The organism is Galbibacter marinus (assembly GCF_000300875.1).
Lineage (GTDB): Bacteria > Bacteroidota > Bacteroidia > Flavobacteriales > Flavobacteriaceae > Galbibacter > Galbibacter marinus.
In genome coordinates this window covers 1-15,780 of the sequence record NZ_AMSG01000040.1, presented here as the reverse complement: position 1 = coordinate 15,780, position 15,780 = coordinate 1, and the positions used below count along the sequence as shown (strand labels likewise).

Annotated in this window: 14 protein-coding genes; 8 read left to right on the top strand and 6 right to left on the bottom strand. The window is 37.7% G+C overall.

Annotated elements, in window-relative coordinates; all coding sequences use genetic code 11:
* Window positions 1-86 precede the first annotated feature (86 nt).
* The 3 genes from der to I215_RS15030 all read left to right on the top strand — a co-directional run bounded on the left by der (window position 87) and on the right by I215_RS15030 (window position 5,621).
* Window positions 87-1,391 carry a ribosome biogenesis GTPase Der gene (gene der / locus I215_RS15040; RefSeq protein ID WP_008992847.1) on the top strand — a complete coding sequence of 435 codons (1,305 nt, stop codon included), beginning with the start codon at window positions 87-89 and terminating at the stop codon, window positions 1,389-1,391.
* 83 nt (window positions 1,392-1,474) lie between these two features.
* Window positions 1,475-4,240 carry an outer membrane beta-barrel protein gene (locus tag I215_RS15035; RefSeq protein ID WP_008992846.1) on the top strand — a complete coding sequence of 922 codons (2,766 nt, stop codon included), beginning with the start codon at window positions 1,475-1,477 and terminating at the stop codon, window positions 4,238-4,240.
* A 292-nt stretch (window positions 4,241-4,532) separates the two neighbouring features.
* Window positions 4,533-5,621, top strand: coding sequence for an alpha/beta fold hydrolase (locus tag I215_RS15030; RefSeq protein WP_083852525.1), 1,089 nt, complete (start codon window positions 4,533-4,535; stop codon window positions 5,619-5,621).
* Window positions 5,622-5,645: 24 nt separating this feature from the next.
* Here I215_RS15030 and I215_RS15025 read toward each other — a convergent pair whose 3' ends face one another.
* The 5 genes from I215_RS15025 to I215_RS15005 form a co-directional block, all read right to left on the bottom strand.
* Window positions 5,646-6,491, bottom strand: coding sequence for a TPM domain-containing protein (locus tag I215_RS15025; RefSeq protein WP_008992844.1), 846 nt, complete (start codon window positions 6,489-6,491; stop codon window positions 5,646-5,648).
* Window positions 6,460-6,906, bottom strand: a complete 447-nt coding sequence (locus I215_RS15020; protein ID WP_008992843.1) for a TPM domain-containing protein — start codon at window positions 6,904-6,906, stop codon at window positions 6,460-6,462. The genes I215_RS15025 and I215_RS15020 overlap by 32 nt, the downstream gene beginning before the upstream one ends.
* An 80-nt stretch (window positions 6,907-6,986) precedes the next feature.
* Complete coding sequence (locus tag I215_RS15015) at window positions 6,987-7,598, bottom strand: LemA family protein (RefSeq protein WP_008992842.1); 612 nt, start codon at window positions 7,596-7,598, stop codon at window positions 6,987-6,989.
* A 79-nt stretch (window positions 7,599-7,677) separates the two neighbouring features.
* Complete coding sequence (locus I215_RS15010) at window positions 7,678-8,007, bottom strand: MerR family transcriptional regulator (RefSeq protein ID WP_008992841.1); 330 nt, start codon at window positions 8,005-8,007, stop codon at window positions 7,678-7,680.
* A gap of 2 nt (window positions 8,008-8,009) precedes the next feature.
* A complete protein-coding gene (locus I215_RS15005; RefSeq protein WP_008992840.1) occupies window positions 8,010-8,987 on the bottom strand; it encodes a M23 family metallopeptidase in 978 nt (325 codons plus the stop codon).
* A 116-nt stretch (window positions 8,988-9,103) separates the two neighbouring features.
* Between I215_RS15005 and alaS the strand changes: the two genes are divergently transcribed.
* The 4 genes from alaS to I215_RS14985 all read left to right on the top strand — a co-directional run bounded on the left by alaS (window position 9,104) and on the right by I215_RS14985 (window position 14,822).
* Window positions 9,104-11,725, top strand: a complete 2,622-nt coding sequence (gene alaS, locus I215_RS15000) for an alanine--tRNA ligase (RefSeq protein ID WP_008992839.1) — start codon at window positions 9,104-9,106, stop codon at window positions 11,723-11,725.
* Between the two features lie 14 nt (window positions 11,726-11,739).
* Entirely contained in the window at window positions 11,740-12,693 is a 954-nt protein-coding gene (locus tag I215_RS14995) for a GSCFA domain-containing protein (protein ID WP_008992838.1), read from the top strand.
* Window positions 12,694-12,698: 5 nt separating this feature from the next.
* Window positions 12,699-13,319, top strand: a complete 621-nt coding sequence (locus I215_RS14990; protein WP_008992837.1) for a DUF4230 domain-containing protein — start codon at window positions 12,699-12,701, stop codon at window positions 13,317-13,319.
* Window positions 13,320-13,460: 141 nt separating this feature from the next.
* Window positions 13,461-14,822 carry a DEAD/DEAH box helicase gene (locus I215_RS14985; protein WP_008992836.1) on the top strand — a complete coding sequence of 454 codons (1,362 nt, stop codon included), beginning with the start codon at window positions 13,461-13,463 and terminating at the stop codon, window positions 14,820-14,822.
* 52 nt (window positions 14,823-14,874) lie between these two features.
* Here the strand turns inward: I215_RS14985 and I215_RS14980 are convergent, their stop codons facing one another.
* Complete coding sequence (locus tag I215_RS14980; protein WP_156800298.1) at window positions 14,875-15,342, bottom strand: hypothetical protein; 468 nt, start codon at window positions 15,340-15,342, stop codon at window positions 14,875-14,877.
* A gap of 119 nt (window positions 15,343-15,461) precedes the next feature.
* Between I215_RS14980 and I215_RS14975 the strand changes: the two genes are divergently transcribed.
* On the top strand, window positions 15,462-15,780 hold a 319-nt coding region (locus I215_RS14975; protein ID WP_008992834.1), incomplete at its 3' end, for a transposase.

Genomic DNA, 15,780 nt, shown 5'->3' with positions numbered 1-15,780 from the left:
ATCAATGGGTTTTACGCTCTGGTTTATAAATTCTTCAACTAAAAAATAAAAAAATAGAATTACCTTTGCCCAATAAAATTATAAGTATGAGTGCTATTGTAGCCATAGTAGGGAGGCCAAATGTTGGGAAATCGACTTTGTTTAACCGATTGATTAAGCGTAGAGATGCTATCGTTGATGAAATCAGTGGGGTAACTCGTGACCGACATTACGGGAAAACTGACTGGAATGGTCGTGAGTTCTCTGTTATTGACACTGGTGGGTATGTAGTAGGTAGTGACGATATATTTGAACAAGAAATCGATAAACAGGTAGAACTTGCTTTGGATGAAGCGGATGCCATCATATTTGTAGTTGATGTGGCTACTGGGGTCACTGGAATGGATGAGGAAGTTGCCCAATTACTTCGACAAGTAGACAAACCAATATTTATGGCTGTAAATAAAGTAGATAGCGCTATGAGAGTTGCTGATGCTGCGGAGTTTTATGCCCTAGGTCTTGGAGATTATTATACCATCTCTAGTATTAACGGGAGCGGGACAGGTGAATTGTTAGACGCTGTTGTGGAGGCCTTACCTGAGGATGAAGGTGCTATCGAGGATGAGCTTCCAAGATTTGCAGTAGTAGGACGTCCTAATGCTGGAAAATCATCCTTTATAAATGCCCTGTTAGGGGAGGATCGTTATATTGTAACGGACATCGCTGGAACCACGCGAGATAGTGTAGATACCAAATACAATCGATTTGGATTTGAATTTAATCTTGTAGATACTGCGGGTATTCGTAGGAAAGCCAAAGTAAAAGAAGATTTAGAGTTTTACACTGTTATGCGCTCGGTACGTGCTATTGAACACAGTGATGTTTGTCTTTTAGTCTTAGATGCAACCCGTGGTTTTGAAGGTCAGGATTTGAATATCTTTTGGCTTGCCGAACGAAATAGAAAAGGGATTGTAATCTTGGTTAATAAATGGGATCTTGTGGAGAAACAAACCAATACGGTTAAAGAATTCGAGACCTATATCAGAAAACAAATAGAACCTTTTACTGATGTTCCAATTGTCTTTATTTCTTCACTTTCCAAACAACGTATTTATAAAGCCATAGAAACGGCCGTTGAAGTGTATAAAAATAAAACCAAGCGAATTAGTACCTCACAACTAAACGATGTTATGTTGCCCATTATCGCTGGCACACCTCCACCTGCACAGAAAGGAAAGTATGTGAAAATTAAGTTCTGTACACAGCTACCAACACCAACCCCTCAGTTTGCATTTTTTGCAAATTTGCCACAGTATGTTAAGGAGCCTTATAGAAGGTTTATAGAGAATAAACTTCGAAGTAATTTTGATTTTAATGGTGTTCCTGTCCAAGTTTACTTTAGAAAGAAATAGTAAACTTGTTAAAGTCTTATTAAAAAGTAAAAATCACCATTAAATGTCTGGGTATTTATCTTATTTTGGATAAAACTATTACCATGCATCAATCAAAATTATTTTTCCTATTCCTGCTTATAGGTCTTTGCGTTTCTGCGCAAGAATATGAAATTACAGGTAAAGTTATCGACAGAGATACCCAAGAACCCTTAGAGGCTTCGACAGTTTATGTGGAGTCTGTAAGAGATAGTTCGATGGTAGCTTATACCATAACGGATCAAAACGGGGACTTCGTTCTCGATGCGCGCTCTAGTAGCGATGCTGTAAATTTATTTATAACCTATAATGGGTATAAACCCAATGTACGATTACTTAAGCTGGATCAAAAGAAGATCGCTATAGGATCTGTAGCTTTGGAGCTTCAAGCAGAACAACTTGAGGGTGTTAGTGTAGTAGGTGAACGCATTCCACTAGTGATTAAAAAGGATACTTTGGAGTTTAATGCAGATTCTTTTAAAACTCGTCCTGACTCCAATGTGGAAGATGTTTTGAAAAAGTTGCCAGGAATAGAAATTGATACCGACGGTACCATTACTGTCAATGGTAAGGAGGTTGATAAGGTATTGGTGAACGGTCAGGAATTTTTTAGTTCTGACCCGAAAGTAGCTACCAAAAGTTTACCTAAAGAAATTATTGATAAAATTCAAATAACAGATAGTAAGACCAAAACTCAAGAATTTACTGGTGAAGAAGGCGATGGGGAAACTAAGACGATTAACCTAACGATAAAGGAAGATAAAAATAAGGGTTATTTAGGACGTTTGGCTGCTGGATATGGTACAGATGATCGCTATCAAGTAAATGGAATTGTCAATTATTTCAACAACAAGGAACGTATTAGTGTGCTTGTGGGATCCAATAATATAAACAATGCTGGATTCTCCTTTGATGAGATCTACGATATGGTTGGAAACTCTAGGGGAGGGTATTCCTTCGCTAGTAGTACGGGTTTGATTAATAATTTTGGAAGGGGTATTACAACTTCCTCCACAGCTGGAGCAAGTTATGCCAACGCCAAGAAAGGCGCCTATGAAATAGGAGCAAATTACTTTTTTGCCTATAGCGATTCGTATAACAATCAAAAAACCTCCAGGGAGAATATCCTTCCAGAAGGAAGTTTTTTTACCGACAGTGAATCTCGATTCGATGGGAGCACTAATTCCAATAGAGGAGCAGGTGAATTTGAGTTTGATGTTGATAAGACCCTTCGAATCTCTGTGGAACCAGTACTGAGTGTAAATCGTACGAATTCGTATGATCAGAGTACGACCACTTCAACTGATTTAGAGGGAAATCTTTCCAACAGCAATGAGCGATCAACGGTGAGTGATGGAATGCAACGGAGTTTTAGTAATAGAATTGATGTATTGAAAAAGTTGGACACTCTAGGTAAGTTTGTACGTCTTACTTTTAGGAACTCAAACTCCATTAATGAAAACGAATCAAACTTTGTGTCCACACGAGAAATCTTTGGGGATCAGCCAAGCGAAGAAACCTTAAATCAAATGAATTATTCAGATAATAAGCATGATAACTACAGTGTTGATCTAGGGTATAGACAGCCTTTATCAAAGTCATACTTTTTGGATTTTGGATATTCCTTTAATACTAGTTCACAAATCAATGAAAACTCTGTTTACGATCTCGATGGTTCAAATGGGGAGTATGGATTGTTTAATGAAACCTTAAGTACCAACTATGAGTTTGATACAAAGCAACAGCGTCCTTCATTAGGTATTCGTAAGGAAGGGGAGAAGTTTCGTTTTAGATTTCAAGCAAATTATGTGTTAACGGATCTTTCTAATAATGATTTCTTGCACACGGGAACTTTTGATCGCAATTATGAGAATTTGAATTTTGAGGGTATGGCTCAGTATAAATTCAACAAGAATTTAAACCTTCGATTGCGGTATGGCTCTGATGTAAATGCTCCTTCTGTTGGAGAATTACAGCCTGTTAGAAACATCTCAAACCCCTTAAATGTGGTGACCGGAAATCCTGACTTGGGGTTGGAGCAGAGCCACAGATTCAATCTTAACTTAAATAATTTTAACTGGAAGGATAGAACGGGATTCTTTATATATATGGGCGCTCAGATCCAGGAGGATAAAGTGGTTCGGGTAACTAGTATTGATGAGGACCTTTTAAGAACAACTACCTTTGACAATGTAGATGGTAACTATAGCTTCTACGCAGGTGTGGGATATTCTAAACAAATCAAAAAAGATAGTACTTATACTATTAAAATAAACTTTGACCCGAATATCAATTATAATAATGATGTCAGCTTTGTCAATGATAGTAAACTGACTACTAAAAGGTTATCTGTTTCTCCTAGAATAGGAGTCGGATTTAATTTTGCTGAAATTGTGGAGATTGAGCCAAACTACGGGCTGACTTATAACAATACCAAATATTCTCTTGATACCAGTGAGGATCAAAACTTTATATCCCATAGAGCATCCTTAAGAGCAACCACCTATTGGCCAGAAAACATTGTTTGGGGAAATGATTTTAATTATACTTATAATGGCAATGTATCTTCAGGCTATGATAAGGATGTTTTGTTTTGGAATATGAGTCTAGGAGCACAATTCCTAAAAGATAAACTACTCTTTAAAGTGCTAGCTTATGATTTGTTAAATCAAAATAACAACAGCGCAAGAACCACAGGAGCAGATTATATTCAGGATTACCAGAGTACCGTGCTTCAGCGCTATTTTATGGCTAGTGTAACCATTAAATTTGATAAGTTCGGAGGTAAAGGTAAGCCAGATTCAGGAGGGAGAATGTACATAATTAGATAATCTTTTTAATGTTTTTCTTGGAGGCAAGGGGTGAAGAACAACACGCTCTTTCTTAGTTTTGCGGCTGTTAATTGCAAAATGAAATGCGGTTGTCATTTAATTAAATAAGTTGTATATCAGTTATTTATGGTTTTTTTGTTATTTTGGGCATCTTTAATACGACCAAAGGTGCTTTTGCCTTACTTATAGGTTATTAAGTGATTCGTACCAAATGCAAAGAATACTTTTTAAAGGATCAATTATTAGCCAAAAGCTCTAGTAATGCAGGAGCGAACGGCCAAAACAAAACACCATGAAAACTAGTAAATTATTACTTCATTTAAGTACTATGCTCGCTGTAGTTTTTTTGCATACTTCTTGTCAAAATGATCGGCAAATAGATACCGATTTTTTTATACCCATCAAAGACTCTAAGTTATATGTACGCTTAGCTGGAAATGCTGATGGTCCTCTGATTATCAATCTTCATGGTGGCCCTGGAGGGTTTTCAGGTTTTGCACGAGAAACTTATAAAGAATTTTTAGAGGGTGAGTATCTTATTGCATATTTGGATCAAAGGGGGAGTGGGAAATCTGAGATAGCTAAGGACTCTACAATGCTTAATATGCAGCAGTTTGTCACGGATTTGGATGTTGTGGTAGATAGCTTAAAGAATCGCTATGGTTCAAAAGACATTAATTTACTAGGTTCTTCCTGGGGTGGAACTTTAGGACTGTTGTATATGATAGATCACCAAGAAAAGATAAATTCCTTTGCTTGTATAAGTGGGAAGGCTGATGGGATGTATCCAATTTTGGCCCTTATTGAAAAGGAAAGAGTGCTTGCCGAAGAATTTCTTAGAAAGGCCAAGGATTCTAGCAGTAAAGCGCGTTATACAGCCATTTTGGATAAATTAATTGAAATTGAGCAAAGCGGTTTTAATGAATTTTTCAACGATATGAACCTTCTAAAGCATGCCTATCCCAAAGAATTAGGTTTCAATGCTTATTGGGCTAATAAAGATGCTCATAAAAAAGCAATTGAACTCGGGAAAGATACCGCTTATTACAAGCGGGCTGGGTATAGTATGGAATTATTTGATTCGGCTATGGCCAAATTCGAATACGTAAATAGGGTTTTTCGAAACACCTATGCCTATAATCATTTAAATATCATAGACGATATTTCAGTGATAGAAAAACCTGTATTGGTTCTACAGGGTGAGTTTGATTATGCTATTGGGGTAAATCAAGGCCGAATGATCTATGATGCGCTAACAGGGGTGCCAACGGATAATAAAGTACTTAGGATTGTCCCAAATGCTGCTCATAACCTAAACTTAGGAGCGACTAGGGAGTATACAGAGGCTATAAAGTCGTTTTTTGACAAGCACAACAATTAACTTAAAGGTTTTTGGCATTTAATTTTACCAGCTACCTCCAGCTCCTCCACCGCTGAATCCACCACCGCCAAAGCCACCACCGAAGCCGCCGCCGAAACCACCTCCACCAAATCCTCCGCCTGAGCCACCAAAGCCTCCGGTGCCACCTCTTCCTAGATTGCTAAGGATAATGATATCTAAAAGGTCAATTCCTCTTCGGCCACCACTGTTTCCGCCTCGATTGTTGCGGTTTCTAGATAGAATAATAATGATAACGATAAAGATGATTAAAATGAATAAGAAACCAACACCTGACGAACCAGATGGTCTGGATTTGGGTTGTGGGCTGCCTTGATAGCTGCCGCTAAACAAATCCATTAGTGCATTTGTTCCTTTATTTAGTCCGGCGTAGTAATCGCCTTTTTTAAATTCTGGAATGATGATATTTCTAACGATCTCCCCATTGATGCCAGCTGTTAATAGATGCTCTAAACCATAGCCTGGTGAGATCCAAATGTTACGTTCTTTTTCTGCTAATAGGATAAATACGCCATTGTCTTCCTTGGATTGACCGATTCCCCATTCTTGCGCCCATCTTGGGGTTAAAAGACCGATGTTTTCACCATTGATGGTTTTTGTTGTTGCTATAACTATCTGCGTGCTGGTTGTATCAGAATAATTAATCAACTTTTGTTCAAGAGCCGATTTTTCCGACTCAGATAAAAGGTTCGCAAAATCATACACACTGGTTTGCGTTGCAGGTTTTTCTGGAACATCAAACTGTGCAAATAGGGATGGAATCTGAAAACTTCCAATAAATAATAATATGAATAACAGCTGCTGCTTTATTTTCAAGATGCTAGTTTTTAGAAATTTGGTCTGGGAGTTCATTGACATCATCATGTTGCCATGGGAAATGTTCTTTGAGTTCTTCACCTGCTTTTTGAATGCCCTGAGTGAGACCGAGTTTAAAATTTTTATGCCTAAAATGGTTTTGGATTGTGTCTTTGGTGGTTTCCCAAAAGTTCTTTGGAACCACTTTGTTGATTCCTTTATCACCATATATGGCAAAGGTTTTGTCTTTGGCTGCCACATATATTAGAACGCCATTGCGCTCGGCTGTATTGTCCATTTTAAGATAATGAAATACCTCTGAGGCCCTTTTTAAAGGACTTAGTTCTCCAGATGAAGATTCGATATGTACGCGTATTTCTCCAGAGGTTTCTCTTTCTGCATTTCGGATGGCCTCAATTACGTCTTGTTCTTCCTGCTGGCTCAATAACTGTTCTACATTGGACGACTTCATTTCTTGGTATTTTGATTCTATGAAATATTCACTTTAAAAAAATGAAAAAAGCTGCTCTTTTAAAGGAGCAGCCGTATGTTTTAATTTTCTTTATCGTCGAAATTGAAATCTACCTCAACTGGTTGATCTGCTCCTGCTTCCGAATCGAAATAAGGTTTACCTTCAAAACCAAAGATTCCTGCTAAAATAGAGTTTGGGAATCTCTTGACATGATTGTTGTAAGGGTTAATTGCCTCATTGTAGCGAATTCTTGCCGTTTGTATGGTATTTTCCGTCGAAGTCAGTTCATCCTGCAACTTTAGAAAATTTTGATTGGCTTTGAGTTCGGGATAGCGTTCCACACTCACTAGTAAACGACTTAATGCACTGCTTAAACCACCTTGAGCCTGGTTGAACTGTTGTAACTGCTCGGCAGAAATGTTTTCTGGATTGATGTTTACTGAAGTTGCTTTTGCACGTGCTTCAATAACATCAGTAAGGGTGTTTCTCTCGAAATCTGCAGCACCTTTTACGGTGTTCACTAGATTTCCGATCAGGTCATTTCTACGTTGATACGCAGTTTGTACATTTCCCCAACTTTGTGCTACGTTTTCATTAAGGCTTATCGCTGTGTTGTTAAAGCCTACGGCCCAGTTGTATAGTCCAAATCCGATGACCACAAGTACAATAAGGGCAATAATCCACTTTTTCATGTTGTTGATGTATTAGTGTTGTTCTTAAGTTATGAGTATCTAAAACATAGAGTTTGTTACAATACTGAGGGCAAAAATACTATAATTGTTCTTTTATTTTAAATAGCTCAGCCTTGATTGCTTCTAATTTACGAATAATCTCAAAATTTGAAAGTGTTTTTTTCTTTTGTTCTTTCAGATGCGTTTTTGCTCCTTCAAGTGTAAAACCACGCTCCTTTACCAAATGGTAGATAAGCTCTAAGTTTTTCACGTCCTCTTGAGTAAACCTTCTGTTACCCTTGGCGTTTTTCTTTGGCTTTAGAATGTCAAATTCTTTATCCCAGAAACGTATAAGAGAAGTGTTTACATCAAAGGCTTTAGCCACCTCTCCAATACTGTAATACAATTTATCAGGAAGATCGATATGCATTATTAGTCAAGTGATTGGTTTTCTTGGGATGCAGCATGTAATAAGGCTTCGTATTCACTGGCTGATAAGGAGCCGTAATAGAAGTTAATAGGATCGATTCGTTGTCCGTCTTTCCAGACTTCGTAGTGGCAATGTGGAGCCTGGGATCTTCCCGTGCTGCCCACAAATCCAATGAGATCACCACGTTTTACGCGTTGTCCTTTTCGAACATTGTATTTACTTAAATGCCCATAGAGGCTTAGGTATCCAAAACCGTGATCGATTCTAATATGTTCTCCATAACCAGAGGAGTTGTTATCAGCACGAGCAATAACACCGTCTCCAGTGGCATATACAGGTGTTCCTCTTGGTGCGGTAAAATCCATTCCGTAATGCATTTTTCTAACCTTAGTAAATGGATCAGAACGCCATCCGTAACCAGATGCCATTCGTGTTAAGTTTTCATTGCTGATAGGTTGAATGGCAGGGATTGCCGCAAGTAACTCTTCTTTCGCTTTAGCAAGTTCTGTTATTTCATCAAGTGACTTGGATTGGATTACAAGGCGCTTTTGAAGTTTTTCCAATTTTTGCGTGGCGCCGATAATTAAATCAGATTGATTAAATCCTTCTAGGTGTTTGTAGCGATTTACCCCTCCAAATCCAGCAGTTCGTTGTTCATTTGGGATTGGGTTTGCCTCAAAATAGACACGGTATATATTGTTGTCCCTGTCTTCTATATTTTCTAGTACTTGTTCTACTTGAGCCATTTTTTTGTTCAACAGCTCAAATTGAAACTCGTAATTTCTTAATTCGCGTGCTTGGGAGAGTTCTTTTGGGGTACTAACAAGGCTCGTGTTTAATAATATCAGTAAACAGATTCCTCCAAAGAGAAAGGCAGCCACAAAAAACAAACTGATGTTAAGGGCTTTTTTTCCTTTCTTAGGTTCTATCCTTCTGTAGGATAAAGTTTCGGAATCGTAATAATATTTAACCTTCGACATTAGTTTAAAAGTTCTATTTTTGCCATATGAAATGGTCGTTGTGCTTTGTTGAGTAACGGACAAATATATAAATTGTTTTTAAGCCGAGTATAATTTTTAGTAAAAGTTAAGATTTAATGATAAAATCGAGAGATATCCGGAAAAAATTTTTAGATTTTTTTAATGAAAAAGAACATGCCATAGTACCATCGGCACCTATGGTAATTAAAGATGATCCAACCCTGATGTTTACCAATGCTGGGATGAATCAATTCAAAGAATATTTTCTTGGGAATAAAGCTCCCAAATCCAAGCGAGTAACGGATACTCAAAAATGTTTGAGAGTTAGTGGAAAACACAACGATTTGGAGGAAGTTGGAAAGGACACCTATCACCATACTATGTTTGAGATGTTGGGGAACTGGAGTTTTGGCGATTACTTTAAAAAAGAGGCTATTAGCTGGGCTTGGGAACTATTAACTGAGGTTTATGGTATTGACAAGGATATCATCTATGTGACTGTGTTTGAAGGTTCTGATTCTGATGGATTACCATTGGATCAAGAGGCTTATGATTTTTGGAAGGCTATCGTTGCTGAGGATCGCATTATTCTAGGAAATAAAAAAGATAACTTTTGGGAGATGGGAGATCAAGGGCCTTGTGGTCCTTCTTCTGAAATCCATGTGGATATAAGATCAGCTGAGCAGCGTGCTGAGATCCCTGGAGCATCTCTTGTAAATATGGATCACCCTCAGGTGGTAGAAATCTGGAATTTGGTTTTTATTGAATTCAACCGAAAAGCAGATGGAGCTTTAGAGAAGCTTGCCGAGCAGCATGTAGATACTGGAATGGGCTTTGAGCGTCTATCGATGGTCCTACAAGGTAAAACAAGTAATTACGATACAGATGTTTTTACTCCAATAATTAGAGAGATTGAAACGATCACTTCATCAGAGTACGGGGTAAATGAACAGACCGACATTGCTATTAGAGTTATTGCCGATCACGTTAGAGCCGTGGCTTTTGCTATTGCCGATGGTCAGCTTCCTAGTAATACTGGGGCTGGATATGTGATTCGAAGAATTCTCAGAAGGGCTATTCGTTATGGATTCACCTTTTTAAATCAAAAAGAGGCTTTTATTTACAAATTAGTGGATACACTAAGTAAACAGATGCAAGAGTTCTTTCCTGAACTTAAGAAACAAAAAAACATTATATATAATGTGATCAAAGAGGAAGAAAATTCCTTTTTGCGTACACTAGCTCAAGGTCTTTTGCTATTGGATACTGTTATCAAAGAGAATAAGGGATCTGAGATCCCAGGAGATAAGGCGTTTGAGCTTTACGATACTTTTGGTTTTCCAATAGATTTGACAGCCCTGATTTTGCAAGAGAAAGGGTATACTCTTGATCAAGAAGGATTTAAAGCAGCTCTAGAGAAACAAAAAAATAGGTCTAGAGCAGCCACTAAAGTAGAGACAGGAGATTGGGAAATTCTCATAGATGATCCTGTAGAGGAGTTTGTTGGGTACGATCTTTTAAAGACTCCAGTAAAACTTACTCGTTATCGAAAAGTAGAGAGTAAAAAAGAAGGTACCATGTACCAATTGGTGTTTAATATTACGCCCTTCTATGCTGAGGGTGGTGGGCAGGTTGGAGACAAAGGATACCTTCAATCATCCAATGGGGATTTGGTCTACATCGTGGATACCAAAAAGGAGAATAATTTGATTATTCACCTAGCAAAACACCTTCCAGAAAACCTATACGAAACCTTCACTGCGGTGGTGGATTCCAATCAACGGGAACGTTCTTCGGCTAACCACTCAGCAACACATTTATTACACCAAGCACTGAGAAGTGTTCTAGGGGATCATGTGGAACAAAAGGGTAGTATGGTTCGTAGTGGTTATTTGAGGTTTGACTTTTCTCATTTTAGCAAATTGACCAGTGAAGAGCTCTCGGCAGTAGCTGATTTTGTCAATGCGCGTATCAAAGAGCATTTACCTTTAGAGGAAAATAGACAAACGCCTTATCATCTAGCTATTGAAAATGGTGCTATGGCACTCTTTGGTGAGAAGTACGGTGATGTGGTAAGAACTATTAAGTTCGGTGATAGTATTGAACTTTGTGGAGGAACGCATGTAAAAAACACCAGAGATATCTGGCATTTTATAATAACCTCAGAAGGAGCAGTCGCTGCAGGAGTACGAAGGATAGAGGCTATTACATATGATACAGCACAGGAATACTTTACCACTCAGAGTGAAACTTTCCAAAGGGTCAAAGATGCTTTAAAGGGGAATTCTGCTGATCCTTTAAAAGCGGTAATGACATTGCAAGAGGAAAACGCTGCTTTAAAAAAGCAGGTAGAGCAATTGTTGAAAGACAAGGCGAAAGGGCTAAAAACAGAATTAAAAATGTCCCTAGAGTCCATTAATGGAGTTGAGTTTTTAGCTACAGAAGTAGATTTAGATCAAGGAAGCATTAAGGATTTAGCTTTTGAATTAGGTTCGGAATATGACAACTTATTTTTGCTATTTGGTTCGAATCATAATGGAAAAGCAATGTTGAGTTGCTATATTTCTAAGGACCTGGTTAAGGATAGAGATCTAAATGCTGGGACTATTGTTAGAGAGTTAGGCAAACTCATTCAAGGTGGTGGGGGAGGCCAGCCATTCTTTGCAACGGCTGGTGGTAAAAATGCTGCTGGAATTCCAGAAGCACTTAAAAAAGCAAAATCGTATATCCAGGCATGATAAGTTGATGGTTTATGAATTTACAAACGCATATCCCTTTAAAACAGCAGCTGCCTTTGATTGACTACCAATCAAAGGTACTGCTTATAGGGTCTTGCTTTGTTGACAATATTGGGGAGAAGCTGGCGTATTTTAAATTCCAGAGTAAGTCGAACCCTTTAGGTATTTTATTTCATCCAAAGGCTATTGAGGGTATCATCACTCGAATTACCCAAGGAACACTTTTTACCGAAAATGAATTGTTTTGGCATCAAGAACGTTGGCAATCTTTGCAGGTGCATTCTAACTATTCTGATACCGATAAGGAGCGTTTGCTCAGTAGGTTAAATCAGAAAATAGCCCAGCAACATGAGGAAATAAAAGAGGTTACTCATCTTGTAATTACACTTGGAACTTCTTGGGGATACGAGCATTTGGAGTCACAAACCATTGTCGCTAATTGTCATAAGCTACCCCAGGATCATTTTCGAAAGCGCCTTAGTACCTTAGATGAGATTCATGATAGTTTACAAAATGTGATAAAGGTTGTTAGGACAGTAAATCCTGATGTAACTATAATTATTACAGTCTCACCCATTAGACACTTAAAGGATGGTTTTGTAGAAAACCAGCGAAGTAAGGCCCATTTGATCGCAGCTGTTCATCAATGTATAGAGACTAAGGGTGATCACAGGAACAACTATTTTCCTTCCTATGAAATTGTTATGGACCAATTAAGGGACTACCGTTTCTATGGTGAGGATATGATACATCTGACTCCTACCGCTATCAACTATTTATGGGAACTATTTTCGTTCTCTTGGCTAGATCCTGAAACTAATCAGGTTATGGAAAAGGTGGATAAGATTCAAAGTGGTTTAGCGCATCGACCATTTAATCCAAATGGTGCACAGTACTTGGCGTTTAAGGAAAAACTTCAACAAAAAATTGCGTATATTTCTGAAAAATACCCCCATATGCAATTTTAATAGCTATGCGAAAAGTCTTATTTGGAATCTGTATAACCCTGTTTTTACTTTGGATGTTCCAGTTGTATAAAAGCTATCAAGAACGGTTGGAGTATTTAAAACAGAGCACAGCACTGATTCAAAAACAGGTCAATAACGTCAGTAAATTGGTGGTAACCGAGGGGCATTTTTCTCAAGTATTTAACTACGAGCAATCGGAAAAAATATTTGCCAATTTACTCACTACTAAAAAACGAGCTTTGGTAGTGGTCAATGCAGAAGTCAGTGTGGCCTATGACCTTAGCAAAGTTACCTTCGAGGTGGATCAGGAAAATAGAACGCTCTATATTACCAAGATTCCTGAAGCAGAGGTTAAAATATCGCCTGATATTGAATACTACAATACCTCTGGTGATTACTTAAATCCATTTGATGCCCAGGATATAAATAAGATTAAAAGAGAAGTCACTGCTGAAATTGCAAAGAAGGTGGATGAGTCGGGCCTTAAAGAAAATGCACAAAATAGATTGTTGACTGAAATGTCTAAATTTTATGTACTCACTAATTCTCTAGGTTGGACACTGGTGTATAACCAAACTCCAGTAACTACTGATCAGTATTTGGAACGCCTCGATTTTAAGGATTAGTATACGTTCACACTATTATTTAGAGTTAAGAATAAGGGAATAGATGGGGTTAAAAAGTGATTGGATATATTTTTACGTTTCTAAAAGAAATATAAATCAGCTAAGGTTGTACCTTTGTTGCTTCATATAAGCAAATCTCAGATGGCATCCTTCGACGAATTTAATATATCCAATCAATTACGCTACGCAATTGAAGATTTAGGATTTGAAAATCCAACGCCTATCCAGGAAAAATCATTTCCAGTAGTCATGTCTGGAACTGATATTATTGGAATCGCTCAAACGGGAACAGGAAAGACATTTGCCTATATGCTGCCTATTCTCCAGCAATTAAAGTTTTCAAAACAAGTAAACCCTAGAGTTCTTGTTATGGTCCCAACACGTGAACTTGTAGTTCAGGTTGTTGATGAGATTGAAAAATTTAGTAAATATTTGAATATTCGAGTGGCAGGTGTATATGGTGGTACAAATATAAACCGACAAAAAGAAGCCTTGGCTCAAGGAACCGATATTGTCGTGGCAACACCAGGAAGACTGTACGATTTGGTAATCAGTAGAGCTCTTCAATTAAAAGCGATTAAAAAACTAGTGATCGATGAAGTGGATGTGATGTTGGATCTTGGTTTTAGATTTCAGTTGAACAATATCTTCGAACTTTTGCCAGAACGTAGGCAAAATATCATGTTTTCGGCTACAATGACTGATGAAATAGAAACCCTGATAAACGATTTCTTCAGAGGAACAGAAAAAGTTTCTGTTGCCGTGAGTGGTACCCCACTTGAGAATATCTCGCAGCATTGTTATAATGTACCTAATTTTTATACCAAAATTAATTTATTATCACATTTGTTAAATCAAAAAGATACCTATCAAAAGGTATTGGTGTTTGTAGGTAATAAAAAAAGTGCTGATTTGGTCTTTAATACATTAGAAGCAGCATTCGATGGTGAAATATCGGTTATCCACGCTAATAAAACCCAAAATTATCGATTGCGGTCAATAGAGTCATTCGATCAAGGGGAGCATAGGATCTTGGTAACTACTGATGTCATGGCTCGTGGCCTTGATTTGGATAAAATATCACATGTTATAAATTTTGACACTCCTCATTTTCCTGAAAATTATATGCACCGTATCGGAAGAACGGGTAGAGCAGAAGAACAAGGAAGCGCTATTTTATTTTATACGGAAAAAGAAATGGATGATAAAAAAGCCATTGAGACCTTAATGAAAATGGAGATTTCTGAAGAAGCTTTTCCTAAGGGTGTAGAAATTTCTACAAAACTTACTCCAGAAGAACAACCAAGAACAGTGGAGCCCGATAATCCGCATAAAGTAAACGATGCTGATACCCCTGGAGCTAGTTTTCACCAAAAGAAAGAAAAAAACAGAAAAACCAACCAAGGAGGATCCTATAAGCGGATTGTAAAACAGAAGTATAAAAAGCCAAAAACCAAAGGCGATATAAACTACAATAGGCGCAATAAAAATAAGAAACGATAATTGCCTTACCGGTTCTAAAAGATCGTGGACTAGCTTCTTGGTTCTTAATATTTTAGCACGCTAATTTTTCTATCTGTCCAATGAAATAACTTCCAGAAAGTAAAAATCCGATAAACAGCAGAGGAAGCAGGAATCTTATTGCCAAAAAAGTGTAATTCATTTTTTTAAATTCTTCTATTGAACTCCCTAAAGGCATTATATCTTTAAAAATAGGCTTAAGATATTTCTTGGCTAAATAACCATAGGTAAGTAAAAACAGTACTGTGACAGGTACTGCGAAAAGATTACCGTCTAAGGTTCTCTCGGCGTTGAAAAAACATGGTCCCAAAACAATTAATGCGGCATGAAAAAGTAGAAGTAATAGTAGGCCAGCAATACTATTTCTAACAGTTATGTAAGCGACCTGTTGAGCTCTGTCAGTAGTGATAGTTCTAGTTAAAGAGACCCCGTTATAACCATAAGCTTTATAGTATATTACTGTTAAAAACCATTGGAACGTATATTTTAAAATGATCTTCATAAACATACTGCGGAAACCCATTGATCTGTAGTGGATGGGAGGAAAGCAGTGATCCCCTTTGTTAATAACTTTTCTTTTTTTAATCTATAATCGGATATTAATTTTTCGAACTTTACATTATGAAAATGACTCTGAAAATCAAGCTTTTGCCTACCGATAAGCAGGCTGCATTGCTCCTTCAAACCATCAAGGAAGCTAATGCTGCTTGTGGTGCCATTTCTGAGGTGGCATGGCAAGAAAAGATTTTCAACAAAGTCAAATTGCACCACCAAGTGTATCATCCCCTCAGAGCCACCTTTAAGCTTTCTTCTCAAATGCTGATACGATCTATTGCCAAAGTTTCTGATGCGTATACCTTGGACAAGAAAACAAAACGCACATTTAAACCACTTGGGGCGATCGCTTATGATGCTAGAATTATGACCTACAAGCCAAACA